This window comes from Actinophytocola sp., from assembly GCF_035634895.1.
Lineage (GTDB): Bacteria > Actinomycetota > Actinomycetes > Mycobacteriales > Pseudonocardiaceae > Actinophytocola.
Window position 1 is genome coordinate 1 of record NZ_DASQCC010000180.1, and the last position, 12,166, is coordinate 12,166.

The window sequence follows — 12,166 nt, forward strand, 5'->3', positions numbered from 1 at the left end:
CTCCGAGGAGTTCGCGTCCTTGATGCCCGCGAGGTGCCGGGCGGTCTCGATCACCATGCACTGCAGGCCGAGGCACAGGCCGAGCACCGGGATCCTGTTGATCCGCGCGTACTCGATGGCGCCGATCTTGCCCTCGATGCCACGCACGCCGAACCCGCCGGGGATCAGCACGCCGTCCAGGTTGGACAGCATGGCGGCCGCGCCGGCCGGGGTCTCACAGGTGTCGGACGCGACCCACACGATGTCGACCTTGGCGCGGTGGGCGAACCCGCCGGCACGCAGGGCCTCCGTGACCGACAGGTACGCGTCCGGCAGGTCGACGTACTTGCCGACGATCGCGATCCGGACCGTCTCCTTGGGATCGTGCACGCGGGTCAGCAGGTCGCCCCAGACCGTCCAGTCCACGTCGCGGAACGGCAGTCCCAGCCGGCGGACCACGTACGCGTCGAGCCCCTCGGTGTGCAGGACCTTCGGGATGTCGTAGATGGACGGCGCGTCCGGCGCGGCGACGACCGCGTCGATGTCCACGTCGCACATCAGCGCGATCTTCCGCTTGAGGCCGCCGGGAATCTCGCGGTCCGCCCGGCACACGACCGCGTCGGGCTGGATGCCGATGTTGCGCAGCGCGGCGACGGAGTGCTGCGTCGGCTTGGTCTTCAGCTCGCCGGAGGGCGCCAGGTAGGGCACCAGTGAGACGTGCAGGAAGAAGCAGTTGTCGCGGCCGACGTCGTGGCGGACCTGCCGAGCGGCCTCCAGGAACGGCAGCGACTCGATGTCGCCGACGGTGCCGCCGATCTCGGTGATCACCACGTCCGGGGCGTTGCCGTCCTCGCCCGGCTCGGCCATGCCGCGGATGCGGGCCTTGATCTCGTCGGTGATGTGCGGGATGACCTGCACGGTGTCGCCGAGGTACTCGCCGCGCCGTTCCTTGGCGATGACCTGCGAGTACACCTGCCCGGTGGTCACGTTCGCGGCGCCGGCGAGGTCGCGGTCGAGGAAGCGCTCGTAGTGCCCGACGTCCAGGTCGGTCTCGGCGCCGTCCTCGGTCACGAACACCTCGCCGTGCTGGAACGGGTTCATCGTGCCGGGATCGACGTTGAGGTACGGGTCGAGCTTCTGCATGGTCACCCACAGCCCGCGAGCCGTGAGCAGCTGGCCGAGACTCGACGCGGTCAGACCTTTGCCGAGTGAGGATGCGACCCCACCGGTCACGAACACATACTTGGTCGTACGCGAGTGTTGCACCAGGGACGCCCCCCGTGGCCGAGCCTTGGGCCCGAATCCGTTACTTGCGATGCCGTTCGCAGCGGGGCTCCCCGCCTGACTCTCCACGGGGTTTCACCGTATCACCTGCGCCGCGGATCCGAACGACGGACACCCGCCCGCCGTGGCGTGTCGTCACGCAGCGCGGTCCTACTGTTGCGGAGCGCCCGGCGCGGGGCCCTGCGCGTTGCCGGCGTCGCCGTAGCGGCCCGCGCCACCCTCCAGCTGCTCGTGGAGCGCCAGGACGGTCACCACGCGACCGGCCGCGGTCTGCACGTTGTCCACTGTAGACAGAATACTGGTCGCGGCGGTGTCCGCGCGGACCACGCCGACCGCTCCGGTGCCGCTCGCCGTACCCGCGTCGCCGGCGAGGACCGTGCCGGCGCCGGCACGGTCGACCTGCGTGGCGAACCGGGCGATCGTCGCGGCCCGGTCCCCCGCGCCGTCGCCGTCCGCGGCGCCACCGGTGAGCACGACGGCGAGCTGCGCGGGCTGAAGTCCTTGGCCGGCCTTGATGAAACCGCCCTCGGTGAGCCCGGCGAGCGCCGCCGTGGTCTCCGCCGAGGACGCCTGCGGCTTGTTGTCCTCCTTGCCGATCAACACGAGCGGGCCGATGAGGCCGCCGGCGAGGGTGCCCGGGTCAGACGCGGCGGGCAGTTGGACGCCGGCGGGCAGCAGCCGCACGACGATGTCCTTGAGCCGGTCGGCCTTGCGCGGGTCGTTGAACGCGCTGGTCAGCTGGAGCTCGCCGGTGACCGTGCCGCCGGCGTTGGCGATGAGGGCCCTGACCGCGTCGCGGTCGGCGGGGCGCGCGTCGGAGGTGGTGATGAGCACGACGGTGCGCTGTGCAAGCACACCCTGCACGGCGAGCGGGCCGACGGAGGTCGCGAAGCTGTCGGCGCCGACGAGGCGGGCGGCCTGGGCGTTCTTGTCGTTCTGCAGGTCGGTGACCTGGGCGGCCAGGTCTTCGTTGTCGCCTGCCAGCCCGGAGAGCAGCGAGCGGGACAGCGCGGTCGAGCCCAGCACCACGCCGACGGCGAGCGCGAGGAAGACGGCGGCGATCGAGATGACGTGGTATCGAAGTGAGATCACGCGAAGAGTCCCCCGATCCAGTTCGTGCCGGTGCGCCAGGCGTCGGCGAACCACTCGGCGTAGGCGGCGCCGACGCCCGAGACCGCGAGCCCGACGACCACCGCGACGAGGGCGGCGAGCACGAGCAACACGACCGCGCCGATGGACACGCGGCTGCGGTGCAGGGTGGCGACGGCCTTGCCGTCGACGACCTTGCTGCCGAGCTTGAGGCGGGTCAGGAAGGTGGAGGGGTTGGAGCCGGAGCGGCCGCGGTCGAGGAACTCGTGCAGCGTGGCCTGGAAGCCGACCGTGACGACGAGGGCGGCGCCGTGGGTGTCGGCGAGGAGCAGAGCGAGGTCCTCGGCGTTGCCGGACGCGGGGAAGGTGACCGCGCCGATGCCGAGGTCCTGAACCCGTTCTAGGCCGGGGGCATGCCCGTCCATGTGCGCGGGGACGACCACCTCGGCACAGCTTCGCAGTGTTTCGGTAGCCAGCCCGTCCGGGTCGCCGACGATCACGTGTGGGTGATAGCCGAGGCGGTACAGCGCGTCCGCGCCACCGTCGACGCCGATCAGCACCGGCCGGTGCTCGGTGATGTAACGCTTGAGGTTCTTGAGATCCACCTCGTGGTCACGCCCCGGGGCGACGACGAGCACCTGGTTGTGGCGGATGGGCGCGGACAGTTCGGGCACGCCGACCCCGTCGAGGATGAGCGTCCGCTCCCGGCGCAGGAACTCGATCGTGTTGGCGGAGAAGGCCTCGAGCTGCGCGGCGAGCCCGGCCTTGGCGACGATCATCAGATCAGCGATGGACTCGATGGTCTGCCGCGCGCCGCGATCGACTTCCTTGTCCCCGACGAAGACGGCGCCTTCGTGGAGTCGAACCTTGCTGCCTTCCTTGACGACCCGGAGGACCTCGGGTCCCACACCGTCGATGAGCGCGATACCGGCCCCGACCACGATCTCCGGCCCAAGGTTGGGAAACCGCCCGGAGATCGAGGGCGAGGCGTTGACGACCCCGGTGACATCGGCCTCGACGAGGGCGACGGCGGTGGCGCGGTCGAGGTCGACCTGGTCGAGAATGACGACGTCGCCGGGCCCGATCCGGCGGAGGAGGTCCCCGGTACGCCGGTCGACTCGCGCGATGCCCGTGATCCCAGGCCGAGCCTGGGTCGATCGAGCAAGAAGACCGTTGAGCTTCATGGGCCGATGGTGACAAGCGGACCGGCGCGACGAGGTACGCCACGCCGAGAATTTCATCCGACCGAGTGACCAAGTCCAACTGGAATGATCACTTAGGACAGTTCACGATGGACGGTTGACCGACCAGCCACCAACCACGGCCCGCAGGGCATCTGACGGTCGGCGTGGTGACGCTGGGCCTGGGGCTAATGACGAACTAGACGGCCGGGCACCAGGGCGAGATCCCGGGAGGGAAGAGGCGTGGCAGGGAACGGCAAACGGGCCGAGTCGGCCAAGAAAGGTGGCCAAGAAGGTTGAGATCAGCCGGGAAGGTTGCGCAAGCCCGCAAGGATGTCAGAAAGACGACGCGACGGGAGCCAGGCTGACTGACGCCGAGATCCATCGATGAGCCCGCCTGGAAGACAAGCGACACCGAGAAGGGCACCAACCAGCAACGCCCCACCAGAACAACCCGCCCCACCCAATCAACCCACCACCCAACCAGGCGCCCCACTCCCCCGGGCCCCCGGCCCGGCACCCCCGGCGGCCCCAAAGGCCCCACAGACGAACCTCAACGCCGCTTCCGCCCCTTCCCCCGCGTGACCTTCTTGTCCGCCGCCGCAACAGCCAACAACTCCTCCGCATGCGCCCGCCCGGTCTCGGTCGAGTCCATGCCAGCAAGCATCCGAGCCAACTCGATCACGCGATCCTGCTCCTCCACCCGCCGCACGTCACTCCGCGTCACCCCACCGGCAGCCTGCTTGTCCACGACCAGGTGACGGTCGGCAAACGCGGCCACCTGCGGGAGGTGAGTCACCACGATCACCTGGTGCGACGACGCCAACCGAGCCAACCTGCGCCCGATCTCGACCGCCGCCCGGCCGCCGACGCCCGCGTCCACCTCGTCGAAGACCAGCGTCGGCACGGGATCCGAGTGCGCCAGCACCACCTCGATCGCCAGCATCACCCGGGACAGCTCACCGCCCGACGCGGCCTTGTGCACCGGCAACGCCATCGCGCCGTCGTGGGCCCGCAGCCGGATCTCCACCTCGTCCACGCCTTCGGGGCCGGCGTGTGCGAGCGCTTCGCCGCCCTCGCCGCCGGCGACCCGCAGCGCGTGCGGCTCGTTCGGCTCCGCCCACCGGGTACTGACGATCACCTCGATGGCCGCCTGGCCCATCGCCAGGCCGCCCAGCTCGACGGTCACGGCCTGTGCGAGTTGGTCCGCCGCGTCCACGCGCAGGACCGTCACGCGACGGGCGCACTCCGCCAGCGTCACCGCCAGCTCGTCCCGCTGCCTGGCCAGCTCGGCCAGCGCCTCCTCGGACGTGTCCAGCCCGGCCAGCCGCTCCGCCGCGTTGGACGCCCACTCCAGCACGCCGTTGACGTCCGCCGCGTACTTGCGGGTCAGCTGCTTGAGCTCCGACTGCCGCGCCAGCACCTGCTCCAGGACCTGCGGGTCCGCGTCCAGCGACTCCAGATAGCTGCTCAGCTCGGTCCCGACGTCGACCAGCAACGCCTCCGCCTCCGCGAGCCTCGGCTCCAGCTCACGCAACCGTGGGTCGTCCGAGCCCGACAGGCGGTGCCTGGCGTCGGCGATGAGGCCGAGCGCACCCGGTAGGTCCGGGTCGCCCTCCGGAGAGCCGGACACCGCGTACGCCGCGCCGGTCGCGGCCTCGCGCAGCTGGTCGGCGTCGGCCAGGCGCTTGGCCTTCTCCTGCAGCTCGTCGTCCTCGCCGGGGTGCGGGTCGACGGCCTCGATCTCGGCCAGACCGTGCTTGAGCAGGTCGGCCTCGCGGGCCATCTCGCGCGAGCGGGCGCTCCGTTCGGTCAGCTCGGTGCTGACCCGCACCCACTCCTCGCGCACCCTGCGGTACTCCGCCAGCACGCCGGCCAGCTCCTCGCCGGCGAACCGGTCCAGCACGGACCGCTGCTCGGCCGGGCGCATCAGCTTGAGCTGGTCGTTCTGCCCGTGCACCGCGATCAGCTGTTCGGACAGGTCGGACAGCACGCCGACCGGCACGGACCGGCCGCCCAGGTGTGCCCTGGACCTGCCGTCCGCGTTCAGGCTGCGTAACGCGATCAGGGTGCCGTCGTCGTCCGGCTCGGCGCCCGCGTCGCTCGCGACCTTGGCCGCGGCACTGCCCGGCGGCGCGGAGAACCGGCCCTCGACGGACGCCTTCCCCGCGCCAGCGCGGATCTTGGACACCTCGGCACGGCCACCGGACAGCAGATGCAGTCCGGTGACGACCATGGTCTTGCCCGCACCCGTCTCACCGGTCACCACGGTGAGGCCCGGGTCGAGTTCGAGGGTGGCCTCGTCGATCACGCCAAGGCCCTCGATGCGCATCTCGGCCAACACAGCGCGCACTTTATCGGTTCGCACCGACAAAAGCTCGCACCGGGCGGCCGTGTGTTCGATTCAGGCCCGTGGGCTGCGCCAACCCTGCACGGGCAGCTCGAACTTCTGCACCAGACGGTCGGTGAACGGCTCCTGCCGCAGCTTCACGAGCCGCGCCGGGATCTTCCCGCCGACCACCTCGACCCGCGCGCCGGGTGGCAGCACGAACGTGCGGCGGCCGTCGCAGCACAGCACCGCGGGATGCCCGGAGGGGTCGACCTCGACGGCGAGCCGCGACTTCGGCGACACCACCAGCGGCCGCGCGAACATGGCGTGCGCGTTGCTCGGCACGACCAGCAGCGCCTGCACGTCCGGCCAGACCACCGGGCCGCCGGCCGAGAACGCGTACGCCGTGGACCCCGTCGGCGTCGCGCACAGCACGCCGTCGCAGCCGAACGACGACACCGGCCGGTTGTCGACCTCGATCCGCACGTCCAGGATCCGCTCGCGGCTGCTCTTCTCCACGCTGGCCTCGTTGAGCGCCCAGGTGCGCGCGAGCTGCCGGTCCCCCAGCGACGCGGTCACGTCGACGGTCATCCGGTCGACGACCTCGTAGCGCTGCGCGATGACCTGCGAGACGGCCTCCTCGAGCAGGTCGGAGTCCGCCTCGGCGAGGAAGCCGACGCGGCCCATGTTCACGGCCAGCACCGGCACCTCGGCGGGCCGGGCCAGTTCGGCGGCACGCAGTAACGTGCCGTCCCCGCCGAGCACGAACACCAGCTCGGTGCCCTCGGCGGCCTTCGTTCCGGCCGGCACGACACGCTGGTAGCAGGACTGGTCCAGGTCGGGGGCCTCCCGCTCGAGCACGCGAAGCCTGATCCCGGCGTCGGCGAACCAGCCGGCGAGCTTCTCGGCGGCGTGGCGGGTGTCCACCCGGCCGGTGTGCACGACGAGGAGCACCTCACGTGCGGTCATTGCGGCCCCTCTCGAACAGCGATCTCCACGATCTCGGTTACGGCTGATTCGTCGAGCGGGTTCCCGCGACGCAGCCATATGAAAAACTCGACGTTGCCGGACGGTCCGGGCAACGGGCTCGCGACCGCGCCGTGCGCCCGCAGCCCCAGCTCGGCGGCGGAGGCCAGCACGGACCGGACCGCGTCGGCCCGCAGCGCGGGGTCCCGCACGACACCGCCGGACCCGAGGCGGTCCCGGCCCACCTCGAACTGCGGTTTCACCATCGGCACCAGGTCGGCGTCATCGGCGGTGCACGCGAGCAGGGCGGGCAGCACGAGCCGCAGCGAGATGAACGAGAGGTCGGCGACGACCAGGTCGACCGGTCCCCCGGTCTGTTCCGGCGTGAGTGCGCGGACGTTCGTCTTGTCGAGCACCGTGACGCGCTCGTCGGTCCGCAGCCGCCACACCATCAGCCCACGCCCGACGTCGGCGGCGACCACGTGGCTGGCGCCGCGGCGCAGCAGGACGTCGGTGAAGCCGCCGGTGGACGCGCCGGCGTCGAGGCAGCGGCGGCCGGTCACCTGTATCGGGAACCTGTCCAGCGCGCCGATGAGCTTGTGGGCGCCCCGCGACGCCCAGTCGGGGTCGTCGTCGAGCTCGCGGACCACGACGGCCGCGTCGGTCTCGACGGCGGTGGCGGGCTTGCCGGCGACGGTGCCCCGGACGGTCACGCGGCCGTCCGCGATGAGCTGTGACGCGTGCTCGCGGGAGCGGGCGAGGCCACGCCGCACCAACTCGGCGTCGAGCCGGGTCCTCCTCGGCACGGGTCAGTCCGTGTCGATGCTGGTGAGGGCCTCGTTCAACGCGACGTGCACGGCGTCGAACCGGGCGACGTGCTCGGTCAGCGTGACCGTGTCGAGGTTCTCGGTGCCGGCGATCGCCTCGTCGATGTCGGTCGTGTCGACGTCGGTCGTGTCGACCTCGGCGGTCTGGTCGGTGTCGAACTGCACGCTTTCACGCTACTTCATGCTCGGGGCCGAGGCGGGCAAGCGCCTCACGCACCGCGTCGGACCAGTCCTTGGCGGGGTCGATGCGGACACCTGGTCGGGTGACGGCCTCGACGTCGTGGCCGATGTAGGTGGGACGCATGTCCACCGGCGCGTCGAGGAGGTCCTGCGGGGTGGACACGCCAGAGAAGACGAGGAGCGAGTCGAGCCCGGCAGCGACCGCACCGGCGATGTCGGTGTCGAGACGGTCGCCGATGACCAGCGGGTTCTTGGCGTCGGCCGACCGCTGGGCCTCGTCCATGAGCGGGATGGCCGGCTTACCGGCGACGACCGGCTCGGTGCTCGTGGCCGTGCGAAGCGCGGCGACGAGCGAGCCGTTGCCCGGCAGGGGACCGAACTCGGTGGGCAGGGTGGGGTCGACGTTGCAGGCGACCCAGAGCGCGCCGGCGCGGATGGACTGGCACGCCTCGGCGAGGTCGCGCCAGCTGGTGTCCTTGCTGAGGCCCTGAACGACCGCCTGGACGGCGGCGCCGTGCTTGCGCGTGGTGGTGAGGTTCCTGAGCTCGACCTCGTGCACGAGCGCCTCGGAGCCGACGACCAGTACGGTCGCACCGGTCGGCAGCTTCTCGGCGAGGACCGAGGCGGCGGCCTGGGCGCTGGTACTGACCTCGTCCGGGGTCGCGCTGATGCCGATGTCGGTCAGGTGACCGGCGACCTCGTCGGGGCCCCGGGAGGCGTTGTTGGTGACGTACCGGACCTTGGTGTCGTTGGCCCTGGCCTCGTCGACCGCACGGTCGGCACCCGGCACCGGCTCCTCGCCCCGGTAGATGGTGCCGTCGAGGTCGAAGAGCAGGGCGTCGTACTCCTTGAGGAGGCTCATGCTCGCCATTGTGTTCGAGGGCCCTCCACTCACGAGGCACTCAGCGCGGTGGCCCGCTCGGCGGCGTCGGTCTCCTCGTCGTGGTCGGCCTCCGCGGCGTTGAGGAACCAACGGATGGCGTCGTCGGTACGACCGGCGGCTTGAAGGTTGTCGGCGTAGGCGTAGAAGAGGCGCGCGCTCCACGGGTCCCGACGCTTGGGGTCGAGGTCCGGCCCCTGAAGGGCGACGACCGCCGCGTCGAGCTGCCCGAGGTCCCGGCGTGCTCCGGCCGTGACGATCTTGAGCTCGATGGTGACGTCCGGCGGCAGGTCCCTGGCCTCCGTCGCGAGCTCGAGGGCACGCTCGGGGCGGCCGAGTGCACGCTCGCAGTCGACCATCACGGGAAGGAGCGTCTGAGAGCCGGTCATACGACGGACGGCGCGGAACTCACCGAGCGCCTCGGCCCACTCACCGGCGTGGTAGGCCGCGATCCCGGCAGCCTCCCGAACGACGGCGACACGGGACGCGCGAGTGCGGGCGAACCGGGCGTGCGCGAGAGCCAGCTCCGGGTCCTCGTCGAGTAGCAGCCCCGCGGCGACCAGGTGCCGCCCGACCATCTCGGCGACGGTCTTGGAAAGGCTCTTCAGCTCGCGCCGGGCATCCGGGTCGAGGTCACTGAACGAGATGTCGTCGGGCAGCTCCGGCTCACCGTCCCGACGCCCAGCGTGCGACACGGCGTCGGCGCCGGGGGCTTCGGGGGCTTCCGAGGCGGCGGCCGGCTCTTCTGTGTGCTGGCCGGCGCCGGTTGGTTCGTCGAGTTCGCCTGCGTCGGGTATGCCTGCGTCGGGTTCGTCGCCAGCGGGTTCGACGCGGGCGGGTTCGACGCGGGCGGGTTCGACGTCAGCGGCGGCTGACGGGGACTCTTCGGCGTGCGATGCACTGACGGCGGATCCCTCAGTGGCCAAGGGCTTGTCCGCGTGCTCCGTGTCACCCAAGGTGTCGCCGGTGAACTCGCCCGCGGGTTCGCCGATGGGTTCGCCTTCGTCGGCAGGTTCATCGGCGGATCCGTCAGCTCCGGCGGCGTTCCCCTCGACAGCGTTCCCTTCGGCGGCGTTCCCTTCGGCGGCGGATTCATCGGCGACGGTTTCGTCGACGCCCGACAGCTCCTCGGTGGAGTGGGAGATCGCCGAGCCGGTGGCGTCCTCGTTGGCGGGCACCGCGTCCGACACGTCTGCCGTGGCGTCGGTATCAGACGTGGTCTCGCTGGTCACCGGACGAGCGGGCGCCTCGACGCCGGTTGGGTCGGGCGTGGTCGGTGGCTCGTCGGTCGCGAGGGCATTGCCCGGGTCGAACTCGTCTGCCGCGGTGACGTCCTCGTAGTCAGGGATGTAGTTGTCCGAGGTGTCGTTGCCCGAGGTGTTGTGGTCGGGGGCGTCGTCGGACGGGACGTCGCGCTGGCGGTAGCCGTTCGAGCGGCCTTCGCCGCCGGTGCTGGCTTGGTAGTGGTTCCGCCGGGCGAAGCCGCTCTTTGGTTCCTGGACAGGCGCGTCCGTAGCGGAGTCATCCGCCTGGAGGTTGGGGTGATCCGCATTGGGGCGGGACTGGCCTTGGCTGTCGCGGTCCTTGTCGCGGTAGCTCGGAGAGCGGTCGTCACGGCTTTGGCGGCCACGGTCGTCGCGGTCGTCGCGGGTGCCTCGGTAGCTGGACCGGTCGTCCTGGCGAGTGCGGTAGCCGCTGGGACGGTCGTCGCGGTCGGTTCGCTTGGCGGGGCGGTAACCGGAGGAGCGGTCGCCGGCGGAGTCGTCGTCGCGGAAGCGGTTGGGGCGATAGCCGGTGCGTTCTGAGCCGGCGTCCCCGCTGCGGGTGCGATCATCCCGGCCGCGCTGACCTCGATCATCGCGCTGGCCACGGTTGTCACGCCAGCCGCGGTCATCGCGCTGGCTTCGGTTGTCCTGGCCGCGGCGGTCGTCCTGGCGGCGATCGTCACGCTGGGGTCGGTTGTCGCGGTGGCCGCGGTCGTCCTGGCCGCGGTTGGGGCGATCATTGCGGTATCCGGCACCGTCACGGCTGCTGCTGCCATCGCGTCCGCCGCTGCGATCCGGTCGGTCGGTGCGGTCGGGGCGGTCGCTGCGGGCTCGGTAGCCGCGATCGTCGCGGCCACGGTCGTAACCTCGGTCGTCGCGGCCACGGTTGTCCCGGCCGCGGTCGGTACCGGTTCGGTCGTTTCGGGCGCGGTCGCCGGCGGAGCGGTCCTGGCGGTAGCCACGGTTGTCGGTGCCGCGGTCGTCGCGAGGGCGATAGCCGCGGTCGTCGCGGTTGCGGTCATCGCGGTGGTTGCGGTCGGGGCGGTCGCGGTAGCCGCCGCTTTCGCGGGAACCGGCGCCGTCCCGGGAGCTGCCGCTGTCTCGGTAGCTGCTGCCGCCCTTGTAGCCGCCGCCCTTGTAGCCACCGCCCTTGTAGCCACCGCCGTTGTAGCCACCGCCGTTGTAACCGCCGCTTTTATAACCGCCGCTTTTATAACCGCCACTGCCCTTGTAGCCGCCGCTGTCTCGGCTGTCGCGAGTGGGGCGGGGGGCGCGGTCGTTGGACTGGCCGCGACTGTCGCGACTGTCGCGGTAGTTGCGGTCGCCGGTTGGGCGGCCCGCGGTGTTGCCTGTCGAGTCTCGGCGGTCGTCGCGGTCTCGGCGGAAGGTGCCTCGGGTGTCTCGGTCCTGCTGGCGGAAGTCGCGGCCTGGACGGTCGGGGCGATCCTTGTTGCCGCGGTAGGTGCCTCGGTCGGCACCGCCTCGGTAGCCCTCGCGGTCGGTGTTGCCTCGGTAGCCTTCGCGGTCGCCCTGGTAGCCCTTGCTCTGGTCGCGGAAGCTCTTGCCCTGGTCGCGGTCGCTCTTGCGGTGGTCTTCGGTGTTTCGGGAGCGGCCGAAGCCGCCGCCGGCGGCGCGGTCCGGGCGGTAGCCGCCGCGGTCGTCGCGGTCGGGGCGGGGGCGGTCGGACTGGCGGTAGCTGGGACGATCTTCGCGGCTGCGGTAGCTTGGGCGGTCGTCTCGGGAGCCGCCATAGCTTGGGCGGTCGTCGCGGTTGCGGTAGCTCTGGCGTGCGCGGTCCTGTTGGCCCTGGTAGCCGCGGGTGTCGCGGTCCCTGGTGGGGCGATAGCCGCCCCGGTCCCGGTGTGCCCCACCCTGGTCGCGGCGGTTGGAGTCGCGGTCTCGGTTACGCGCGCCACCGCTCTCAGATTCGTCGCGGTTGCGGTCCGACACTGTTCCTCCTGTGTTGCGGGGCTTGGGGGCCCGCTACCTCTATTGAACACTTGGGCACGCCAAGAGGCCCTCCGGGGTACGGAGGGCCTCTTGCGAAGTATGTCCGGCGGTGTCCTACTCTCCCACACCCTGGCGAGTGCAGTACCATCGGCGCTGGAGGGCTTAGCTTCCGGGTTCGGAATGGGACCGGGCGTTTCCCCACCGCTATCGCCGCCGAAACACTATGAAACAACCAC

The 12,166-nt window shown here is 71.2% G+C and carries 9 protein-coding genes and 1 rRNA gene; all 10 read right to left on the minus strand.

All coding sequences use genetic code 11. The features are described from left to right. A partial coding sequence (locus VET29_RS26445; RefSeq protein ID WP_324925191.1) for a CTP synthase occupies positions 1-1,245 on the minus strand: 1,245 nt, incomplete at its 3' end. A gap of 168 nt (positions 1,246-1,413) precedes the next feature. After that, a complete protein-coding gene (locus tag VET29_RS26450; protein WP_324925194.1) occupies positions 1,414-2,355 on the minus strand; it encodes a copper transporter in 942 nt (313 codons plus the stop codon). Then, complete coding sequence (steA, locus tag VET29_RS26455; protein WP_324925196.1) at positions 2,352-3,536, minus strand: putative cytokinetic ring protein SteA; 1,185 nt, start codon at positions 3,534-3,536, stop codon at positions 2,352-2,354. The genes VET29_RS26450 and steA overlap by 4 nt, the downstream gene beginning before the upstream one ends. 550 nt (positions 3,537-4,086) lie before the next feature. Then, the gene (recN, locus tag VET29_RS26460; protein ID WP_324925198.1) at positions 4,087-5,877 is read right to left on the minus strand and encodes a DNA repair protein RecN; all 1,791 of its coding nucleotides are present in this window, start codon (positions 5,875-5,877) and stop codon (positions 4,087-4,089) included. 60 nt (positions 5,878-5,937) lie between these two features. Then, complete coding sequence (locus VET29_RS26465; RefSeq protein WP_324925200.1) at positions 5,938-6,831, minus strand: NAD kinase; 894 nt, start codon at positions 6,829-6,831, stop codon at positions 5,938-5,940. After that, on the minus strand, positions 6,828-7,634 hold the full coding sequence (locus VET29_RS26470) for a TlyA family RNA methyltransferase (protein WP_324925203.1): 807 nt from the start codon (positions 7,632-7,634) through the stop codon (positions 6,828-6,830). Before VET29_RS26470 ends, VET29_RS26465 begins: the two co-directional genes overlap by 4 nt. A 3-nt stretch (positions 7,635-7,637) precedes the next feature. Beyond that, a complete protein-coding gene (locus VET29_RS26475; protein WP_324925209.1) occupies positions 7,638-7,820 on the minus strand; it encodes a hypothetical protein in 183 nt (60 codons plus the stop codon). A gap of 4 nt (positions 7,821-7,824) precedes the next feature. Next, complete coding sequence (locus tag VET29_RS26480; protein ID WP_349256448.1) at positions 7,825-8,697, minus strand: HAD-IIA family hydrolase; 873 nt, start codon at positions 8,695-8,697, stop codon at positions 7,825-7,827. Between the two features lie 29 nt (positions 8,698-8,726). Then, the gene (locus VET29_RS26485) at positions 8,727-11,930 is read right to left on the minus strand and encodes a hypothetical protein (RefSeq protein ID WP_324925207.1); all 3,204 of its coding nucleotides are present in this window, start codon (positions 11,928-11,930) and stop codon (positions 8,727-8,729) included. A 101-nt stretch (positions 11,931-12,031) separates the two neighbouring features. Beyond that, positions 12,032-12,148: ribosomal RNA gene (rrf, locus tag VET29_RS26490) — 5S ribosomal RNA — on the minus strand. Between the last annotated feature and the right edge of the window lie 18 nt (positions 12,149-12,166).

Excerpts from the sequence above, each read along its gene's own strand:
- steA (WP_324925196.1), bottom strand. The coding sequence starts at position 3,536 with ATGAAGCTCAACGGTCTTCTTGCTCGATCGACCCAGGCTCGGCCTGGG.
- VET29_RS26465 (WP_324925200.1), bottom strand. The coding sequence starts at position 6,831 with ATGACCGCACGTGAGGTGCTCCTCGTCGTGCACACCGGCCGGGTGGAC.
- VET29_RS26480 (WP_349256448.1), bottom strand. The coding sequence starts at position 8,697 with ATGAGCCTCCTCAAGGAGTACGACGCCCTGCTCTTCGACCTCGACGGC.